This is a genomic window from Pseudomonas sp. C9D1 (assembly GCF_056491235.1).
Map to the genome: position 1 here is coordinate 3,166,905 of NZ_JBSZIE010000002.1, position 18,283 is coordinate 3,185,187.

At 66.9% G+C, this 18,283-nt stretch carries 15 protein-coding genes; 4 read left to right on the plus strand and 11 right to left on the minus strand.

Translation table 11 applies throughout. The annotated features are described in order from the left end of the window. Positions 1 to 5: 5 nt before the first annotated feature. The 9 genes from tssC to ACXI0U_RS22725 form a co-directional block, all read right to left on the minus strand. Positions 6 to 1,541: a type VI secretion system contractile sheath large subunit gene (tssC, locus tag ACXI0U_RS22685; protein WP_479550855.1), complete on the minus strand. Its 1,536-nt coding sequence runs from the start codon at positions 1,539 to 1,541 to the stop codon at positions 6 to 8. Positions 1,542 to 1,570: 29 nt separating this feature from the next. After that, positions 1,571 to 2,074 (minus strand): type VI secretion system contractile sheath small subunit, encoded by a 504-nt coding sequence (tssB, locus tag ACXI0U_RS22690; protein WP_374979343.1) that lies wholly within the window; start codon positions 2,072 to 2,074, stop codon positions 1,571 to 1,573. Positions 2,075 to 2,570: 496 nt separating this feature from the next. Then, positions 2,571 to 2,972: an ExbD/TolR family protein gene (locus tag ACXI0U_RS22695; RefSeq protein ID WP_263402462.1), complete on the minus strand. Its 402-nt coding sequence runs from the start codon at positions 2,970 to 2,972 to the stop codon at positions 2,571 to 2,573. A 1-nt stretch (position 2,973) separates the two neighbouring features. Beyond that, a complete protein-coding gene (locus ACXI0U_RS22700) occupies positions 2,974 to 3,690 on the minus strand; it encodes a MotA/TolQ/ExbB proton channel family protein (RefSeq protein WP_021217907.1) in 717 nt (238 codons plus the stop codon). 45 nt (positions 3,691 to 3,735) lie between these two features. Then, entirely contained in the window at positions 3,736 to 4,545 is an 810-nt protein-coding gene (locus tag ACXI0U_RS22705; protein ID WP_479550856.1) for an energy transducer TonB, read from the minus strand. 163 nt (positions 4,546 to 4,708) lie between these two features. Further along, positions 4,709 to 4,966, minus strand: coding sequence for a hypothetical protein (locus ACXI0U_RS22710; protein WP_479550857.1), 258 nt, complete (start codon positions 4,964 to 4,966; stop codon positions 4,709 to 4,711). A gap of 310 nt (positions 4,967 to 5,276) precedes the next feature. Next, positions 5,277 to 6,182 carry a TauD/TfdA dioxygenase family protein gene (locus tag ACXI0U_RS22715; protein ID WP_479550858.1) on the minus strand — a complete coding sequence of 302 codons (906 nt, stop codon included), beginning with the start codon at positions 6,180 to 6,182 and terminating at the stop codon, positions 5,277 to 5,279. A gap of 78 nt (positions 6,183 to 6,260) precedes the next feature. Further along, a complete protein-coding gene (locus ACXI0U_RS22720; RefSeq protein ID WP_479550859.1) occupies positions 6,261 to 7,166 on the minus strand; it encodes a TauD/TfdA dioxygenase family protein in 906 nt (301 codons plus the stop codon). 36 nt (positions 7,167 to 7,202) lie between these two features. Continuing rightward, on the minus strand, positions 7,203 to 9,563 hold the full coding sequence (locus ACXI0U_RS22725; RefSeq protein ID WP_479550860.1) for a TonB-dependent receptor: 2,361 nt from the start codon (positions 9,561 to 9,563) through the stop codon (positions 7,203 to 7,205). Positions 9,564 to 9,930: 367 nt separating this feature from the next. Between ACXI0U_RS22725 and ACXI0U_RS22730 the strand changes: the two genes are divergently transcribed. Then, positions 9,931 to 10,860 (plus strand): LysR family transcriptional regulator, encoded by a 930-nt coding sequence (locus tag ACXI0U_RS22730; protein ID WP_271659395.1) that lies wholly within the window; start codon positions 9,931 to 9,933, stop codon positions 10,858 to 10,860. 819 nt (positions 10,861 to 11,679) lie between these two features. Here ACXI0U_RS22730 and ACXI0U_RS22735 read toward each other — a convergent pair. Beyond that, the gene (locus ACXI0U_RS22735; RefSeq protein WP_374979349.1) at positions 11,680 to 12,729 is read right to left on the minus strand and encodes an ABC transporter substrate-binding protein; all 1,050 of its coding nucleotides are present in this window, start codon (positions 12,727 to 12,729) and stop codon (positions 11,680 to 11,682) included. A gap of 284 nt (positions 12,730 to 13,013) precedes the next feature. On the opposite strand from ACXI0U_RS22735, the gene ACXI0U_RS22740 reads away from it, so the two are divergent. The 3 genes from ACXI0U_RS22740 to ACXI0U_RS22750 are packed head-to-tail and all read left to right on the plus strand — an operon-like array spanning position 13,014 to position 17,087. After that, a complete protein-coding gene (locus ACXI0U_RS22740) occupies positions 13,014 to 14,612 on the plus strand; it encodes an ABC transporter permease (RefSeq protein WP_479550861.1) in 1,599 nt (532 codons plus the stop codon). Then, positions 14,609 to 15,472, plus strand: coding sequence for an ABC transporter ATP-binding protein (locus tag ACXI0U_RS22745; RefSeq protein ID WP_374979351.1), 864 nt, complete (start codon positions 14,609 to 14,611; stop codon positions 15,470 to 15,472). Before ACXI0U_RS22740 ends, ACXI0U_RS22745 begins: the two co-directional genes overlap by 4 nt. A gap of 19 nt (positions 15,473 to 15,491) precedes the next feature. Further along, complete coding sequence (locus ACXI0U_RS22750; protein ID WP_479550862.1) at positions 15,492 to 17,087, plus strand: arylsulfatase; 1,596 nt, start codon at positions 15,492 to 15,494, stop codon at positions 17,085 to 17,087. Between the two features lie 218 nt (positions 17,088 to 17,305). On the opposite strand, the gene ACXI0U_RS22755 is transcribed toward ACXI0U_RS22750, so the two are convergent. Next, positions 17,306 to 18,274, minus strand: a complete 969-nt coding sequence (locus tag ACXI0U_RS22755) for a GGDEF domain-containing protein (RefSeq protein ID WP_031287200.1) — start codon at positions 18,272 to 18,274, stop codon at positions 17,306 to 17,308. Positions 18,275 to 18,283 lie beyond the last annotated feature (9 nt).

The following is an 18,283-nucleotide window of genomic DNA, read 5'->3' on the forward strand; positions in this document are numbered from 1 at the left end:
ATGCGTCAGGCCTTGGCCTTGGGCATCTGCGAGACCAGCGACAGGTTGATGTCCATGCCCTCCACCTGGAAGTGCGGCACCGCGTACAACTTGACGCGGAAGAAGCCGGGGTTGTCGTCGATGTCCTCGACCAGCACCTTCGCCTCGCGCAGCGGATGCGATGCCTGCAGGTCGTCGCTGGGGTCGGTCATCTCGGTGACGAGTCCGCCGATCCACTTGTTGAGCTCCAGTTCCAGCAGGCGCCGGTCCTTGGTGGTGCCGATGTTTTCCCGCTGGATCAGCTTCAGGTAATGGGCGATGCGCGACAGCAGGAAGATGTACGGCAGGCGCGCGTTGATGCGGCTGTTGGCGGTGGCGTCGGCGGTGTCGTACAGCGCCGGCTTCTGCGCCGAGTTGGCGGAGAAGAAGCAGGCGTAGTCGCGGTTCTTGTAGTACGACAGGGGGATGAAGCCGAGGTTGGCGAACTCGAACTCACGCGTCTCCGGGATCATCACCTCCGACGGGATCTTCACCTGGTTGCCGGTGCCCAGGTCATAGAGGTGGATCGGCAGGTCGGTCACCGCGCCACCCGACTGCGGGCCACGGATCTGCACGCACCAGCCGTTGCTGATGAAGCTCTTCACCATGTTGGCAGCGAAGGCGAACGAGGCGTTGGTCCACAGGTACCGGTTGTGATCAGGGCCCTTCACCTTTTCCACGTAGTTGAAGTTGCGTACGGGGATGGTGTCCGGGCCATAGGGCAGGCGCCCGAGGACGCGCGGCAGGGTGAGGCCGATATAGCGGGAGTCGTCGCTGTCGCGGAAGGACTTCCACTTGATGTATTCGGCCCGGTCGAAGTAGTTGCCGATGTCCTTGATGGCGGCGACTTCTTCCATCGACTCCTTGCCGAAGAAGGCCGGCCCGACGGCACCGATGAAGGGCATGTGCGCCGCTGCGGCGACCTTGGAGAGATTGCGCAGCAGGGCGATGTCCTGGGGGCTGGCATCGAACTCGTAGTTGGAGATGGCGGCCGCGATCGGCTCGCCGCCGGGGGTGTCGTATTCCTGGGTGTAGGTGTGGACGTAGAGGCCGCTCTGGGCGATTTCCGGTGCATCCTCGAAGTCCTGCACCAGGTGGTCCTTGCTGATGTCGAGCAGTTCGATACGGACGTTCTGGCGGAAGTCCGTCTGATCGATCAGCGACTTCACACCGCGCCAGGTGGATTCCACGCGTTGGAAATCCTCGTGGTGCATGACCGCGTCGAGCTGGCGACTGATCTGCGCATCGAGGGAGGCGATGTGTTCGTCGAGCAGCGTCTTGTCCAGGCGCTCGACCTTCTGCGAGGACTGCTTGAGCAGATCGAGAAAGACGCTGACCGCTGCCGTGACGCGCTCGTCAGCCGAGGCTTCGGATAGCGCCTCGTTGTTCTGGAATGCGTCCAGGCCACTCAGCTCGCTGATGGGGCTGAGGTTGATCTTGCTGAACAGCGCCGCATAGACGCCCTGGTTTTCCTCGAATGCAGCAGCACCTCGAGGGGCCGTGGAGGTGTGTTCTACGGACATGGGGACCTTCCTGTGGTTATGCGGATGCGTTAAGAGGCGTCTTGCGGAGCGAGCGCGGCGAGCTCCGTGCGCAATTCGTCGCTGAGGGCGTCGTCCTTGAGGATGCGTTCCAGCTCCTGGCGGAACGTGGCGTTGTCGAGCAGGTTCGACTTGAGGTCGCGCAGCAGATTGCGCATGGCGAGCAGCGCGCGCAGTTGGGGTATCTGGCGAGCCACCTGCTCGGGCTCGAAGTCCTTCATACGCTGGAAGGCCAGCTCGACCGAGGTTTCCGAATCGTCATCGGCCAGGGTGTTTTCCACCGCCAGCTTCAGGCGGGGGGCGAAGTCGGCGAGCACGCTGTCGAAGTTGTTGCGGTTGATGTTGACCTTGCTCCGCTCCGACAGCGGGCGCGCTTCACGGCCGTTGCTGTAGTCGCCCAGCAGCATCAGCTTGAGCGGCAGCTCCACCTTCTTCTGTGCGCCGCCGGTGTGCAGGTCGAGCTTGATGTTGACCCGTGCCTTGGGTACTTCGTTTTGGAAACTGTTCGATGCCATGACTACTCCAGGTGTTTCCCCGGGGGGAGTTCAGATGAGCGCTGTCGAGCAGGAATTCGTGGCCACGGCCAGGCGGTTTTGCGGGCCGTCGGTTCGATCGAAGGGGGTGAATTCCATTTCGTACTCGTTGCTTGCTTGCAGGGGGAGCAACGGCAGAAGCGGCTGCTTCGGATGCACGTTGCTTCGGGGGCGATCGCCATGCTGGCGGGCCGGCGGTTATCTAGGCCGATAACCACAAGGCGGCGAAAGAGGAAAAGTCCGAGAGGGGCCGTGAACGGTCTGAAGCCGGCGGGGAGTGCTGTAGGAACTCAACCGTTATCGATTGGGCAGATGGGGACCGCAGCGGGCTGCCGCCCCCATAGGCACACAAAAAACCCGGAGCTGCTGCATGCAGTCCGGGCCAGCCCAGGCGGGCGTTGCAGGCTTTCGTGAGGCACGAAGGCCGTGGGATAAAAAGGCCACCTCCCCCCTGCCTGAAGGGAGGCGGCCAAAGCGCTCAGCGGGCGGTGATCACCGCCAGCTTGGTGATCCCGGCGCGCTCGATGGAGGCCATGGCCTTGGCCACCGCGCCGTAGTCGACCTTGTCGTCCGCCTGCAGCTGCACGCGCAGCTCCGGGTCCTTGGCCTTGGCGGCCTCCAGATTGCTTTGCAGCAGGTCGGGCTGGATCTCGTCCTTGTTGATGAACAGCTTGCCTTCACCGTCGATGCTCACCACCAGCGGGTCCTTCTGGTCCGGCGGGGCGACCGCTTCGGTCTTCGGCAGGTTGATCGGGATGGCGTTGGTGAGCAGGGGCGCGGTGACGATGAACACCACCAGCAGCACCAGCATCACGTCCACCAGCGGGGTGACGTTGATCTCGGAAAGAACCTCGTCGCTGTCCTGTGTGGAGAAGGCCATGTCAGGACGCCTCCTTCACTTTCTGCGCGGCGCCGTGCTTGCCGGCGCTCGGGGAGACGATGACCTTGAAGGCACTCTTCTGGGCCAGGCTGTAGAAGTCGTGGGCGAAGTCGTCGAGGTCCGCAGCGGTGAGCTTGAGGCTGCGCAGGAAGTAGTTGTAGACCAGCACCGCGGGCACCGCGACGGCGATGCCGACGCCGGTGGCGACCAGGGCCGCGCCGATGGGGCCGGCCACGGTTTCCAGGCTGGCGGAGCCGGCCAGGCTGATGCCCTTGAGTGCTTCCATGATCCCCCACACGGTGCCGAACAGGCCGATGAAGGGCGAGGTGGAGCCGATGGAGGCGACCACCGCCAGGCCGGACTCCAGGGAGCGGCGCTCACGCTGGATCTGCTGGCGCAGGGCGCGTTCGAGGCGGTCCTGGTGGTTGATCGCCTGGCTCAGGTCGCCCGGCTGGCTGCCGTCGATCACCTGGATCGCGGCGAAGCCGGCCTGGGCCACGTGGGCGGCGGCGCCGTTGTTGCCCTGGACCAGGTCAGCGGCGCTGTCGAGGCTGGTGGCGCTCCAGAACAGCTTCTGGAACTTGCGGTCCTGGTGCTTGAGGCGGGCGAACTGGATGGCCTTGACCAGGGCCAGGCCCCAGGTGATGACCGAGAAGCCGATCAGCAGCCAGATGACCACGTGTTCGACCGATGCGAAGGGGTTGGTAAGCAAGTCCATGGGGCAATCCTCTGTGTTGCGCTAACGCGTGAATTCGGTCTGTGTTCAGTTCAATTTGAAGTCGATCGGGACGCTGACCCAGCCATCCAGCGCCTGGTCGCCGCGCTTGGAGGGCACGAAGGTCCAACGCTTGACGGCCTTGACCGCCGCTTCGTCCAGCAGGTCGCGCCCACTGGTTTTCTGGATCTGGATCTCGCTGGGCAAGCCGCTGGCCAGTACATGCACCCGCAGCAGCACCGTGCCTTCCCAACCGCGCCGCTGGGCGAAGGAGGGGTAGTCCGGCGCAGGGTTGCGCAGGTAGCCGGCGTTGGCCGACGGCGGCGTGACCGGTGCCGGCGCGGGCGGAGCCGGGGGCGCGGGCGGGGCTTCGGCCTTGGGCGGTGCGGGCGGCGGCGGCTCGATCGATTTCGGCGCGGGCTTGGGCACCGGCTTCGGGGGTTGCGGCTTGGGCTTGGGCACCGGTTTGGGCGGCGGCGGCTTGACGGCCAGTTCCTCCACCACCGGTGGTGGCGGCTCGATCACGGGCGGCGGCGGCTCCGGCGGTGGCGGCTCCACCACGGGCGGTGCCGGGGTGGTGAATTCGATGGTCATGGGCGGAATCTGCGGCGGCACTTCCGGCAGCGGCGGCGTGGACTTCTGGCTCGCCCAGTAGAGAACGCCGGTGTGCAGCACCAGGGCGAACACGCCGAGCAGCACCGCTTCGCGGCGCCCCAGTACACGCGAGCCCGGTCGCTGGAAGCGCCCGAGCCCCAGGGCATGCCGCAACGGCACACCGAGGTCGAGCACCTCACCGGGGCTGCGTACTTCACGCCACAGCACGTTGCCTGCGCTGTCGGCTTTGAGGACATTGCCCATCGGCAAGACTCCTGGATAAAAAAGTCCGGCCTGTGCACCGGACATTGAACGGGTTGCAGCCTCCGGGGCTGCATGAGGGCCGTCCCAGAGCGGTCGGCCACGGAGAGATGATTGGTTTTTGGGCTTATCTCTTAAAGTAATTTTTAACGATTCATTAATTACTTTAAGGAATATAAATTTCTAACTGATTGATAAATAAGAATTTATAAATCGTGATGCTTGGAAGGCATTGAAAATATGCCCGCAAGGCATTGAAAGCGGCGGGATCGAGGCGGTGCTGCGCACAAACCCTTAGGTTGGCGCCGAGCGTAGCGAGGCCCAACACAGCGGCGTCGATTTCTTCGCGCGTAACATCCACGTTCTTAGAGCGAGGCTTTGCTTTTGGCTCCCAAGAAGGGGGAGCAATCAGACCTCGGAACATGCAGCCGCCGCTCACTGCCGGCGACCCCATTGGTGGACCGATAAAGCGGGGTCCACCCTACGCTCGGGATTCCGTGTGCCCTTACAACGCGACGGTGCCGGCCCTGTTCGCGAATGAATTCGCTCCACCAAAAGCTCGGCCGGTGCGTAGGGTGGACGTCGCTCTTCACGTCCACCAGCGGAGCTGCCGGCAGCCCCCGTTGGTGGACCGATAAAGCGGGGTCCACCCTACGCTCGGGATACCGTGTGCCCTTACAACGCGACGGTGCCGGCCCTGTTCGCGAATGAATTCGCTCCCACGGGGCGGTGGATCAGAAGGGACGGCTGCCGCTGAGGCTGATGCGCTTCATGCGGCGCTTTTCGGTGGCGGGGAAGCCGTTGCGGGCGTGGAGGACGGCCTGGTTGTCCCACCAGACGATGTCACCCGGCTGCCAGGCATGGGCGTAGTGGAAGCGCGGGTTCTCCAGGTGCTCGCGCAGCCGGCCGATCAGCGCCTTGCCGTATTCCGGGTCGGCGCCGGGGATTTCCACTTCGGTGTGCACGCCGAGGAACAGCAGGCGCTTGCCGCTTTCCGGGTGGGTACGCACCAGCGGGTGCTCGGTGCCCTGGATGGCGGGGATGTCCGGGGTGCGGTAGGTGACGAAGCCGCCGTTGTAGCCGCCGCTCTTGAGGCGGATGAAGGGGTTGTAGTTGATCAGCCGCAGCGGGTCGATCTCACGGCGGGTGGCCTCATCCAGCGCGCTGTAGGCCAGGGCCAGGTTGGTGAAGCGGGTCTCGCCGCCCTTGGAGGGCACCTCCAGCGCGTAGAGGAAGGAGCCGGAGGACGGCGTCGGCGTCCAGTGGTGGTCGACGTGGGCGGGAATGGCGGTGTTGCCCAGCTCGCCATCCTCGGTGTTGGCCACCTTGACGATCTCCGGCGCCTTGCCGTCGGCACCGGAGGACAGCACCGGGATGTCCGCCGGCGGCTGGAACACCGCGCCGAAGTGGGTGGCGAAGGCCAGGTACTGGGCGTCGTCCAGGTGCTGGTCGCGGAACACCAGGATGTGATGCTCACGCTGGGCCTGCTTGAGGGCCAGCACCTGCTCGGGGGTGATGCGGGTGGCGTCAAAGCCGCTGACCACCGCGCCCAGGGGCGCGGCCAGCGGGGTGATGGTGAAGGGCTGCTCGGGGTGGGTCGATGGGGCGGGCTCGTCGTGGCGCTGGGCGGCCAGGGTCATGGTGGCTCTCCTGATTCGGGGTGTTCGGTCAACGGGGCGCGGCGGGTGGCCGCGCCCCGGGCATTCGGAAGTTGGCCTTCAGCCCTTCCGCGTGGTGCGGCTGAGCTGGCCGTCGATGCCCACCGGCACTTCGCCAGCCAGGGTCACGCGGCGCACGATGCGCGGCTGGGTGTCGTAGTCGTCCACGGCGTAGTGCTGGGTGGAGCGGTTGTCCCAGATGGCCACGTCGCCCTGCTGCCAGCGCCAGCGCACGGTGTTCTCCAGGCGCGTCACGTGGCTTTGCAGCACGGCGAAGATGTGCGCCGAATCGGCCTGGGAGAGGCCCTTGATGCGTTTGACGAAGTGCCCCAGCAGCAGGCTGCGCTCGCCGCTGATGGGGTGCACGCGCACCACCGGGTGCTCGGTCTCGTAGACGGTGGAGGCGAACACCTTGCGGTATTCCTCGAGCTTCTCCACGGACACGCTGGGGCGCACGCCGGCGTAGTCGTACTCGTTGCTGTGCACGGCCCAGAGCGTGTCGGCCAGCGCGCGCAGCGGCTCGGGCAGGTCGGCGTAGGCGCTGGCGGTGTTGGCCCAGACGGTGTCGCCGCCGGCGGCCGGGGCCACCACGCTGCGCAGGATCGAGGCCTTGGGGTAGGCGTCGACGAAGGTCACGTCGGTGTGCCAGGAGTTGGCCCGCTGGCCTTCGGCGCCGTCGAGCTGGAGCAGGTAGCGGGTGCCTTCGCGCACCGGCACGGTGGGGTGGGCGATGGGGTCGCCGAGAAGCTTGGCGAAGGCTTCCTGGCCCTGGTCGTCGAGGAGGGTCTGGCCGCGGAAGAACACGACCTTGTGTTGGACCAGGGCGGCCTGGATGGCCTCGACCGTGGCGGCGTCCAGGTCGCCGGAGAGGGTCACGCCGCGGATTTCGGCGCCGATGCGCCCGGCGATGGGGTGGATGTCCAGCTGAAGCTCGGTCTGCTGGGTGGCCAGTGCTGCGTTGCTCATGGTGCGGTCCTCGCGTTGGGTGGGTGCTGCTGGGGGTCAGAAGTCGTAGCGCAGGGAGACGCCGGCGGTGCGCGGGGCGCCCACCGAGGCCGTGTAGGCGCCGTTCAGGTAGGCGAAGGCGCTGAGGTAGTAGTCGGTGTCGGTGGCGTTGCGCACCCAGATGGAGGCGTCCACCTGGCCGTCGCCCAAGTCACGGCGCACGCCGGCCGAGAGGTTGACCAGGCCGTAGCCGTCGATCTTCGAGAGGTCGGAGTTGTCCAGGGTGCCTTCGGCCTCGGAGCGGTACGAATAGCTGGCGGTGAGGTAGGGCTCGATGCGGTTCTCCAGCTGCCATTTGTATTCGCCGCTGAGGTTGGCGATCCATTTCGAGGCGCCGACCACGCGCTCGCCGGTGAGGTCGCAGGTGGCCGGGGCGCCGGGGGCGGTGCTCACCTCGCCGGGGCACGGGGCGTCCTTGAAGCTGAGGTAGGTGACGTCGTTGTAGGAGCCGTTGACGTTCAGGGTGAGGCCGCGCACGGGCAGTGCGGTGGCTTCGAACTCCAGGCCGCGCGAGCGCACGCTGCCGGCGTTGGCCAGCACCTGCACGACGTTGGTGGAGCCCGGCGCCTGGTACAGGGTGGTGGCCTGGTAGCCGTGGATGCCGGTCCAGAACAGGTTGGCGTTGAGCAGCAGGCGACGGTCGAGCAGCGTGCTCTTGAAGCCCAGTTCGGCGTCGTTGGCGCGCTCCGGCCCGACCAGCAGCGAGTCGGCGCCGGCCACCGGGGCCGAGCCCACCGCCAGGTTCACCCCGCCGGATTTCTCGCCATGGGCCAGGGAGGCGTAGCCCAGCAAATCCTCGTCGAACCTGTAGGCCAGGCTCAGCAGGAAGGACGGCGCGGCGTTGTGCAGGCTGAGGTCGCCCGAGTCATAGGCGCCCAGTTGCGCTGCGCGGATGGCGGCGGCCTGGCCGGTGACGGCAGCACCGCCCACGGGGGCGAAGCGCTTGATGTTGGCGTCCTTCTCTTCGTAGGTGCCGCGCAGGCCGGCAGTGAAGTCGAGGCGGTCGGTGAGGTGCCAGGTGCCCTGGGCGAACAGCGCGTAGCTGTCGGTCTCGATCTTGCCGTTGGCCTTGGTACTGACGTTGTTGATGGCGCCCAGATTGGCGCCGAGCAGGAACAGGTCGGCTTGTGAGCCGTAGTCGGTGAAGGTCTTGTTGCCCAGGTTCTGGTTGAACACGTAGGCACCGACCACGTAGTCGAAGGCGCCGCCGGTGGGCGAGGCCAGGCGGATCTCCTGGGAGAACTGGCGGTCGTGCACCTCCACCCCGGTGTTGAGCAGCGCCGGCACGTTGAGGCTCTCGTCGTTGGCCGGGGTGAAGTGCCAGTAGCGGTAGGCGCTGATGGAGGTGAGCGTGTAGCCGCCGGCGAGGTTCCAGTTGGCCTCCACCGAGCTGCCGCCCTGGTGCACGCTGACGCTCTGGCGGCCGTCGATGTTGACCTTCCTGTCGTCCGGGTCGCGCACCGGTGATGCGCCCACCAGGGCCGCGCGCTGCCAGTAACGCGCCGGCGCGCCGTAGACGACCATGGTGCCGGTGCTGGAATCCTCCTCGTTGTAGTCGTTGATCCAGCGCAGGCTGAAGTCCTCGTTGGGCTCGAAGAGGAACTGCCCGCGCACGCCCTGGCGCTCGCCGCCGTTGAGGTCATCGCCGTTGTGGATGTTCTTGATGAAGCCGTCGTCGCGGGTGCGGTAGGCCGACAGGCGCGCGGCGAGGGTTTCGCTGAGGGCGCCGTTGACCGTGCCCTTGGCCTGGAAGTAACCGTCCTGGCCACCGGAGACCTCCACCGTGCGCTCGGGGCTGAAGATGGGTGCGCGGGTGCTGATGTTGAGCACGCCGGCGGTGGTGTTCTTGCCGAACAGGGTGCCCTGGGGGCCACGCAGCAGTTCCAGCTGCTCGATGTCCAGCAGGTCGAACACCGCCATGCCCGGGCGGCCGAGGTAGACGTTGTCCAGGTAGACCCCGGCGCTGCCTTCGAGGCCATCGCTGGCCGGGTTGTTGCCGATGCCGCGCACCGCGACGCTGGACTGGCGCGCGTGGATGAAGGCGACGTTGACGCTGGGCAGCACCTGCTGCAGGTCCTGCACCTTGTACACGCGCTGGGTTTCCAGGGTGGCGCCGCTGAGGGTGGTGATGGGCGTGGGCACGTCCTGCACGTCTTCCTCGCGGCGGCGGGCGGTGACGGTGACCTTCTGCAGGGCGACATCCTTGTCCACTTGCTGCTCGGTGCCGTTGTCGGCGGCCCAGGCGCTCCCCGCGCCCAGGGCCAGCAGCAGGGTCAGTGCATAGTCCACGGCGGCCAGGCGCTGCAGCGCGAGCGGCCTGGCGAGGGACGAGGGGAAAGCGGTACGGCGGTGGCTCATGGGGCGGTCCTTGTTCGGGGCCCGGCTTTTTCCGGGCAGAGCGGGCCCGCATCGCACGCAGGGCGACGGTCGGGGCGGCGTGGGTTCGGGGGAGCGTCAGGTGGCGCGCAGGGCCACCGGGCTCAGGGTTCGGCTGTCAGCGACAGCGGCGCATGAGCGGCGCGAGAAGCCGGGTCATGGCGGAGACGGGAAGTCGGGCTGGCGTGGTCATCGGGTATCCCCCTTCGGGCTGGGCCATATACTTATTCCTTTTTAATCTTATTTATCTAAACAAGCTTCGTTGACGGAATAAGAGCCTGCATTTAAAACCAGCACCCATACGCGGGCAAATGCCTTCGACCTATATTTTCGATGCCGGTAAAGCATGATGGATCTGCGCCAACTCCGTTACTTCATCGCCCTGGTGGAACACCGCAGTTTCGTCCGTGCGGCCGATGCCATGGGCATTACCCAGCCGGCGTTCAGCCGCAGCATCCAGGGCCTGGAGCAGGCCTTCGGCTGCCAGCTGGTGGACCGTGGCAACAAGGACCTGCGCCCCACGCCGGAAGGCCAGGTGGTGCTGCAGCACGCCTTGCGCCTGGTGCAGGGCGCGAGCAACCTGACCCGCGAAATCAACCAGATGACCAAGCTCGATGCCGGCGAGCTGCACTTCGGCTGCGGGCCGGCACCGGCGGCCAAGCTGGTGCCCGACGCCCTGGCCGCCTTCATCAGCCGCCACCCGCGCATCACCACCCGCTTCGAGGTGAACAACTGGGAAACCCTGGGACGCCTGCTGGCCCGGGACGAGATCGAGTTCTTCATCGCCGACATCCGTCAGTTCGAGATCGACCCGAACTTCCAGACCCGCGAACTGACCCCGCGCAACGGCCGCTTCTTCTGCCGCCGGGGGCACCCGCTGCTGGCCAAGGAAAGCCTCTCCACCAACGACATGTTCGACTACCCGCTGGCCGCCACCCGGCTGCCGGCGGGCATCCGCAAGCTGCTGGCAGGCTTCAGCGGCAAGGCGGATTTCGACCTCAACCTGGAGTGCGAGCACGTGCCGGCGCTGGTGCAGGTGGTGCGCCAGACCGACGCCGTGGGCGTGGGCATGCTGGAGACCCTGGCACCGCTGCTGGAGAGCGGTGAGCTGGCGCTGCTGAGCTTCCGCAACCTGCCGGAGAACCTGGAAAGCCTCTCCGCCCGCTGCGGCATCGTCACCCGCACCGGCTACCGCCTCTCCCCCGCCGCGCGGGCGCTGATCGAGCTCATCGTCGAGCTGGACGGAATCGAAGCGGAAGAAGCGCGGCGCAGTGCCTAAGTCCGCCCGCCGGACCTCGGTCCATCAAGGGATGTGGGTGGACCACGCTTTATCGGTCCACCACGGGGGCTGTCGGACACTCCGCTGGTGGACGTAAAGAGCGACGTCCCCCCTACGCAGCGGTCGGGCTTTTCGTGGGAGCAAATTCATTCGCGAAAGGGTTCGGCACCGTTGTGTTGGGCCTCGCTGCGCTCGGCGCCAACCTACGAGGCACGGAGTTGCCGGAAGCTCCGCAGGTGGACGTGAAGAGCGACGTCCACCCCGCAGCGGTCGAGGTTTTCGTGGGAGCGAATTCATTGGCTCTGTGTGCGTTAGCTGTTGTGGTTTTAATGCAAGCGCTCAAGCACCGTGCTTTCCGGGCGCCCAAGGATTCGTGCCACCTCCACCGCATGGGTTTCGCTTCGCTCTACGCCATCCTACGAACGTGCGCTGGGTTACTGCGCACATCAATGTGAGGGTTCGAGCGAAGAAAGTTGGAGCAGCCGCCAACGCCCCTCCAGGAGGCCGAACGCAGTCGTTGCGCCGGGGGACGAGCGGCATGGATGCCGCGAGAGGCGCGCCAGGCCATGGATGGCCCATCGCGCCGGCCCCCAGAGCAACGATGGAGTGAGGGAACCCCGGCGAAGCCGGGGCCGGATGATGGGGCAAGCCCTTTTGGTTCCTTTTAAGGCGATTGTTAAAAGGGACTCGCCCGGGTGGGCGAAACCAGAAGTACCAACAAAACTCGGCAATCAGCTGGACAAAAATCTTCTAGAAACACTTAACGCAGACAGAGCCAATTCATTCGCGAACAGGGCCGGCACCCTGTATTGGGCGGCCTTAACGCGATGCCTGCACCGGTTCCTTCAAGGCGGCATCGAGGAAGCGCGGTTCGTTCCAGTCGGCCACCTTGAACGGTTTGCGGATCAGCCGTTGTTCGGCGGCGAAGTCGACGCCCTTCTGCAGGCGGGCGAGGAAGTCGGCATCCAGCTGCGGGTCGAAGAGGGTGTTGAAGCTTTCATCCTTGAGGTCGGTGCCGAGGATGCCCACCGGGTAGCTGGCCAGGCTGGACACCAGTTCGACGTAGGCCTGCTTGTTCTCATCGTCGCGCAGCCATTGCACCGCCTGCTGCTGGGCCTTGATCAGCCGTGCCGTCACTTCCGGGTAGTCGCGGACGAAGGCGCCGGTGCCCACCAGCACTGCCTGGGTGCTGCCGGCGCCGTCCAGGTCGCGGGTGCTCAGGGGCAGTTCGGCGAGGCCCTTGTCGCGCAGGGCGATCAGCCCGGCCAGGCCCCAGGAGGCATCCACCTGCTTGGCCGCCAGGGCCGCGTTGGCGGCGTTGAAGTCGAGGTTGATCACCTTGAAGTCGCGTTCGGAGAGGCCGCGGCTGGCCAGGGCGTTGGCGAAGGACAGCTGGTTGGCAGTGCCGCGGAACACCGCGACGCGCTTGCCCTTGAGGTCTTCCAGGGTCTTGATGCCCGAGCCGGGCACCACGCCCAGGTAGCTTTTCACCCCGCGCGCGGTGGCGCTGAGCAGCCGGGTATCCAGGCCGCTGGCCTTGCCGATGATGGCGGCCAGGTCGCCCAGGTAGGCGAAGTCCACCTGGCCGTTGGCGAGGGCCTCGTTGACCACCGGGCCCGCGCCCTTGAAGAACAGCCACTGGACCTTGATGCCGTCCTTGGCGAACTCCTGTTCGAGGATGTTCCGGCTGCGCAGCACGTCCACCACGCCCCCGCCGCTGTGCTGGCTGCCGGCACTGAGGTCGGGCACGGCGATGCGGATTTCCTTCGGCGCCTCGGCGGCCTGGGCCAGCAGCGGGGCGGCACCGAGCACGCCCGCCAGCACGGTTGGGGCGAACAGCCCGAGGACGCTGTTGATCAGGGTTTTCATGGGAGGCGCTCCTGCGCTGGGGGTCATGTGGCGGCTAGATAGGCACAGGGGCTATCGGCAATAAAATAATAAAAATTCATTTTTTGATAACCCGAATGCATAAATCAGGCGAGCCGCGCCCTGTGGGCCGCTATGCAGGGAATGCATAAAAAATATTCAACAAAGGCATTTGCCGCTGCCCCGGCCCTCCCCCACAAATGACGCTCTTATCCATAAATAAATGGATATCCGAATTTTATATTCCATACGGAAATAACATTAGAGCCCAAGCGCCGGGAGACCCGATGAGCAAGATCCAGACGCTGCCCGCCCTCCAGCCGGCCCCCCGCTTCACGTTGCCGACCCCGAGCCTGCACGGCTTCGCCTGGGCCCTGCCCTGGCTGCTGCCCCTCGGCCTGTTCCTGCTCTGGTGGGTGGCCTCGGAGCGGCTGTGGATGTCCGAGCAGATCCTCCCGGCACCGGCGGTGGTCTGGCAGAGCGCCCTGGAGTTCGGCTCCGGCGAGCTCTGGGGCCACCTGTGGATAAGTCTGCAGCGCCTGCTCTGGGGGCTGCTCGCCGGTGTCACCGGTGGCGTGCTGCTGGGCAGCTGGCTGGGGCTTTCGCGGCGGGCCGAGGCGCTGGTCTACCCGACCTTCGTGGCCCTGGCGCAGATTCCCACCCTGGCCTGGATCCCGCTGTTCATGCTGTTCTTCGGCATCGGCGAAACCCTCAAGCTGGTGGTGCTGATCAAGGCGGTGGTGGTGCCGGTAACCCTGCACGTGCTGGTGGGCGTGCGTGATGCCCAACCGCGCCTGCGCGAAGCCGCCGCGGTGCTGCGCCTGCCGCCGCACCTGCTGTTCTGGCGCCTGGTGCTGCCCGGCGCCCTGCCCGCCTTCATGGCCGGGCTGCGCCTGGCCCTGGCCACCGGCTGGACCTCGCTGCTGGCGGTGGAGCTGCTGGCCTCCAGCGAGGGCATCGGCTACCTGATGGTCTGGGGCCGCCAGCTGTTCATGCTCGACCTGGTGTTCGTCTGCATCCTGGTGATCGGCCTGGTGGGCGCGCTGATGGATCGCGGCATCAACCGTCTCGACGCCCTGCTGCTGTTCTGGCCCCACCCGGCCACCGGCCAGCAACCCCGGGGCCCGCGGCTGCAGGGCTGGCAACGTGTGCAGGCCGGGCTGCTGCCCCTGGCCATCGTCGTGCTGTGGCAGGCCACCGCCGGCTTCGGCTGGGTCGACGCCAATATCCTCGCCTCGCCGCTGGACGTGCTGCGCAGCCTGCAGCTGGGCCTGGCCGACGGCAGCCTGCCCACGGCCATGGCCGCCAGCCTGCAACGGGCCCTGCTCGGGCTGCTGATCGGCGGCGCCTCCGGCCTGCTGCTGGGCTTGCTGCTGGGGCTTTCCACCCTGGCCGAGCGCCTGGCCGGGCCGGGCCTTTCGGCCCTGCGCCAGGTGGCGATCTTCGCCTGGGTGCCGCTGCTCACCGCCTGGTTCGGCCTGGGCGAGGCGGCCAAGCTGGCCTTCGTCAGCCTGGCAGCCTTCTTCCCCCTGTTCATCGCCACCCAGCGCGGCGTCGCCGGGCTTTCGCCGCAACTGGGCGAAGCCGCGCAGGTGCTGCGCCTGGGCCTGGGCAAGCGCCTGCGCCTGCTGGTGCTGCCGGGCGCCGCGCCGGCCATCTTCGCCGGCCTGCGCCTGTCGCTGATCTACGCCTGGCTGGGCACCATCGGCGCCGAATACTTCATGCCCTCGGACGGCGGCATCGCCAGCTACATGCTCGGCGCGCAGCAGCTGTTCCGCATGGACCAGGTGATGGCGGCCATGCTGCTGGTGGGCCTGGTCGGCGCCCTGCTGGGCACTCTCGGACAACGCATCGAAACCCGCGCCACGCGTTGGAGAACCGCATGAACGCCTTCAACCGCAGTGCCGCCGAAGCGGCCAACCAGCCCGTTTCCGCGCCGCCCACCCTGAGCTTCGCCGGGGTCGGCAAGGTGTTCCAGGTGGACGGCCAGCCCTTCCAGGCCATCGAGGACTTCAGCCTGGATGTCGAGGAGGGCGAGTTCATCGCCATCGTCGGCTCCAGCGGCTGCGGCAAGTCCACCCTGCTGCGCCTGCTGGTGGGGCTGGATACCGACTTCAGCGGCCGCATCGAAGTGGACGGCAAGCCGGTGCGCGGCATCGGCGGCGAACGCGGCATCGTGTTCCAGGAGCACCGCCTGTTCCCCTGGCTGACGGTCAGCCAGAACATCGGCCTGGGCCTGGTCAACGAACCCATCGAGCAGGGCGAGCGCGCCCGGCGCATCCACCAGTTCGTGCAGCTGGTGGGATTGAGCGGCTTCGAGAGCGCCTACCCGCACCAGCTGTCCGGCGGCATGGCCCAGCGCGTGGCCATCGCCCGGGGCCTGGTGGCGAGCCCGCGCATCCTGCTGCTGGACGAGCCCTTCGGCGCCCTCGACGCCCTCACCCGCCAGCAGATGCAGGACGAGCTGCTGGCCATCCGCAAGCGCCAGCGCATCACCACCCTCCTGGTCACCCACGACGCCGAGGAAGCCATCTACCTGGCCGACCGCGTGGTGGTGATGGCGCCACGCCCGGGGCGCATCAAGCAGGTGGTGGACATCGACCTGCCGCGCCCGCGCCAGCGCACCGGCCACGACTTCCACCGGGTGCGCGAAGCCCTGCTGCACCAGCTGACCGGCGAGGGTGACTACCAGCCGCCGGTGCCGCCGCGCGTCGCCGACCTGCCCCTCGAATTCATCGCCCTGTAGACCCTTTGGAGAACGCTGGATGAGCAAACGCCCCAACTTCCTGGTGATAGTCGCCGACGACCTGGGTTTTTCCGACCTCGGTGCCTTCGGCGGTGAGATCGCCACGCCGAACCTGGACCGCCTGGCCTTCGACGGCCTGCGCCTGACCGATTTCCACACCGCGCCCACCTGCTCGCCGACCCGTTCGATGCTGCTCACCGGCACCGACCACCATATCGCCGGCATCGGCACCATGGCCGAGGCGCTGACCCCGGAGCTGATCGGCAAGCCGGGCTACGAGGGTTACCTCAACGACCGCGTGGTGGCGCTGCGCGAGGCCGGCTACCAGACGCTGATGTCCGGCAAGTGGCACCTGGGCCTGACCGCCGAGCGCGCGCCCCATGCGCGGGGCTTCGAGCGCTCCTTTTCGCTGCTGCCGGGTGCGGCCAACCACTACGGCTACGAGCCGCCCTACGACGCCAGCACGCCGGGCATCCTCAAGGCGACGCCGGCGCTGTACGTCGAGGACGACCGCTTCATCGACCAGCTCCCGGAGGGCTTCTATTCCTCCGACGCCTTCGGCGACAAGCTGATCCAGTACCTCAAGGAGCGCGACCAGAGCCGCCCCTTCTTCGCCTACCTGCCCTTCTCCGCCCCGCACTGGCCGCTGCAGGCGCCCGCCGAGGTTGTGGATAACTACCGCGGCCGCTACGACGCCGGCCCCGAGGCGCTGCGCCTGGAACGCCTGGAGAAGCTCAAGGCCCTGGGCCTGGTGGCGCAGGACGTGGAGGCGCACCCGGTGCGCGCCATCAGCGCCGAGTGGGAGGCGCTGAGCGACGAGGAGCGCCAGGTGTCGGCGCGGACCATGGAGGTCTACGCAGCCATGGTGGAGCGCATGGACTGGAACATCGGCCGGGTGCTGGACTACCTGCGCCAGCAGGGGCTGGAGGACGACACCTTCATTCTCTTCATGTCCGACAACGGTGCCGAGGGCGCGCTGCTGGAGGCCTTCCCCAAGTTCGGCCCGAACCTGAAGAGCTTCCTCGACCAGCACTACGACAACAGCCTGGAGAACATCGGACGCGCCAACTCCTATGTCTGGTACGGGCCGCGCTGGGCCCAGGCGGCCACCGCGCCGTCGCGCCTGTACAAGGCCTTCACCACCGAGGGCGGCATCCGCGTGCCGGCCCTGGTGCGTTATCCACAGCTGCAGCGGCAGAAGCAGGTCAGCCCGGTATTTTCCACGGTGATGGACATCACCCCCACGGTGCTGGACCTGGCCGGCGTGCGCCACCCGGGCACCCGCTGGCAGGGCCGCGAGGTGGCACCGGTGCGCGGGCGCTCCTGGCTGGGCTACCTCTCGGGCGAGACGCCCCAGGTGCATGACGAGAAAACGGTCACCGGCTGGGAGCTGTTCGGCATGCGCGCCATCCGCCAAGGTCACCTCAAGGCCGTATACCTCCCCGCGCCGGTGGGCCCGGAAACCTGGCAGCTCTATGACCTGGAAAAGGACCCGGGGGAAATCCACGACCTGGCCCAGGAACGGCCGGAAGCCCTGGCCGGGCTGATCGAGGCGTGGCAGCGCTATGTGGACGAGACCGGGGTGATCCTCAGCGAATCGCCGTTCCAGCCATAGGGGCAACAGCAGAGCGTTCTTGTGGGAGCGAATTCATTCGCGAAAGGGGAGCGGCGTTGCACCTCGGCTCGCCCTTGCCCCAAGGCTCCGGTGAACCACCTGCGGTGGGCTGAAGCCCACCCTACGGAAGGCCGCCCAACACGGCGAGGTTGCAGGCCGCTGCGTTGGGCCTCGCTACGCTCGGCACCAACCTACGGTGCAGCGTGCAACCGGGGCAGCTAGACCGGGACGATGCGGTTCTTGCCGCTGCGCTTGGCGGTGTACATGGCTTCATCGGCGCGGGCGTAGAGGTGTTCCAGGGTGTCGCCGGGGCGCAGGGTGGTCAGGCCCTGGCTGAGAGTGACGCTGAAGATCTGGCCGGCGGCGCTGAACGACAGGCGCTGCACTTCGCGCTCCAGGCGCTCGGCGACCTGCAGGGCCTGGGCCGGGTCGCAGCCGGGGAATACCGCGGCGAATTCCTCGCCGCCAATGCGCCCGAAATGGTCGACCCGGCGCAGGGCGCCGGCGCCGCACTGGGCGATGCGCTGCAGCACCAGATCACCCACCTGGTGGCCGTAGGTGTCGTTGATCTTCTTGAAGTCATCGATATCCAGCAGCAGGAAGGCCAGGGGCCGTTCGTAGCGCTCGGCCACATCGAATTCGCGCTGGGCGCATTCGAAGAAGTGCCGGCGGTTGCTGGTGCCGGTCAGCACGTCGGTGGTGGCCAGGCGTTGCAGCTCGGCCTCCAGGGTCTTCTTCTCGGTGATGTCCTCGGCGATGCCCACCACCAGGGTGCTCTGCCCGGCCTGGCCCTGGCGGCTGACGAAGCATTTGTCGCTGAGCCAGCGCACCTGGCCGTCACCACGGATGATGCGGTACTCGCGCACTTCCACCGCGCCCTTGGTGAGCACCTCGGCAAGGCTACGCGCGGCGTACTCGACGTCGTCGGGGTAGATGCAGTTGCGCCACTCGTTGAAGTCCACCATCAGCAGCTCGGCCGGGCGGCCGAACATGCGCTCGTAGTGGGGGCTGACGTAGATGATCTTCTGCGCGTCCCAGTCGAACGCCCAGAGCACGGCGTTGACGCTGCCCAGCAGGCTGTTGAACAGCAGTTCGCGTTCGCGCAGGCGTTCCACCTCGCCACGGCTGTGCAGCAGTGCCAGGGTCAGCTTTTCCAGCTCGCTGGGGGTTTCCTCGAAGTTTTCCATCCGGCCCAT

What these genes read in the sequence shown, in the direction of transcription:
- ACXI0U_RS22700 (WP_021217907.1), bottom strand. Translation starts at nt 3,690, where the DNA reads ATGGACTTGCTTACCAACCCCTTCGCATCGGTCGAACACGTGGTCATC.
- ACXI0U_RS22735 (WP_374979349.1), bottom strand. Translation starts at nt 12,729, where the DNA reads ATGAAAACCCTGATCAACAGCGTCCTCGGGCTGTTCGCCCCAACCGTG.
- ACXI0U_RS22740 (WP_479550861.1), top strand. Translation starts at nt 13,014, where the DNA reads ATGAGCAAGATCCAGACGCTGCCCGCCCTCCAGCCGGCCCCCCGCTTC.
- tssB (WP_374979343.1), bottom strand. Translation starts at nt 2,074, where the DNA reads ATGGCATCGAACAGTTTCCAAAACGAAGTACCCAAGGCACGGGTCAAC.
- tssC (WP_479550855.1), bottom strand. Translation starts at nt 1,541, where the DNA reads ATGTCCGTAGAACACACCTCCACGGCCCCTCGAGGTGCTGCTGCATTC.
- ACXI0U_RS22720 (WP_479550859.1), bottom strand. Translation starts at nt 7,166, where the DNA reads ATGAGCAACGCAGCACTGGCCACCCAGCAGACCGAGCTTCAGCTGGAC.
- ACXI0U_RS22745 (WP_374979351.1), top strand. Translation starts at nt 14,609, where the DNA reads ATGAACGCCTTCAACCGCAGTGCCGCCGAAGCGGCCAACCAGCCCGTT.
- ACXI0U_RS22730 (WP_271659395.1), top strand. Translation starts at nt 9,931, where the DNA reads ATGGATCTGCGCCAACTCCGTTACTTCATCGCCCTGGTGGAACACCGC.
- ACXI0U_RS22705 (WP_479550856.1), bottom strand. Translation starts at nt 4,545, where the DNA reads ATGGGCAATGTCCTCAAAGCCGACAGCGCAGGCAACGTGCTGTGGCGT.
- ACXI0U_RS22695 (WP_263402462.1), bottom strand. Translation starts at nt 2,972, where the DNA reads ATGGCCTTCTCCACACAGGACAGCGACGAGGTTCTTTCCGAGATCAAC.
- ACXI0U_RS22710 (WP_479550857.1), bottom strand. Translation starts at nt 4,966, where the DNA reads ATGTTCCGAGGTCTGATTGCTCCCCCTTCTTGGGAGCCAAAAGCAAAG.
- ACXI0U_RS22725 (WP_479550860.1), bottom strand. Translation starts at nt 9,563, where the DNA reads ATGAGCCACCGCCGTACCGCTTTCCCCTCGTCCCTCGCCAGGCCGCTC.
- ACXI0U_RS22715 (WP_479550858.1), bottom strand. Translation starts at nt 6,182, where the DNA reads ATGACCCTGGCCGCCCAGCGCCACGACGAGCCCGCCCCATCGACCCAC.
- ACXI0U_RS22755 (WP_031287200.1), bottom strand. Translation starts at nt 18,274, where the DNA reads ATGGAAAACTTCGAGGAAACCCCCAGCGAGCTGGAAAAGCTGACCCTG.
- ACXI0U_RS22750 (WP_479550862.1), top strand. Translation starts at nt 15,492, where the DNA reads ATGAGCAAACGCCCCAACTTCCTGGTGATAGTCGCCGACGACCTGGGT.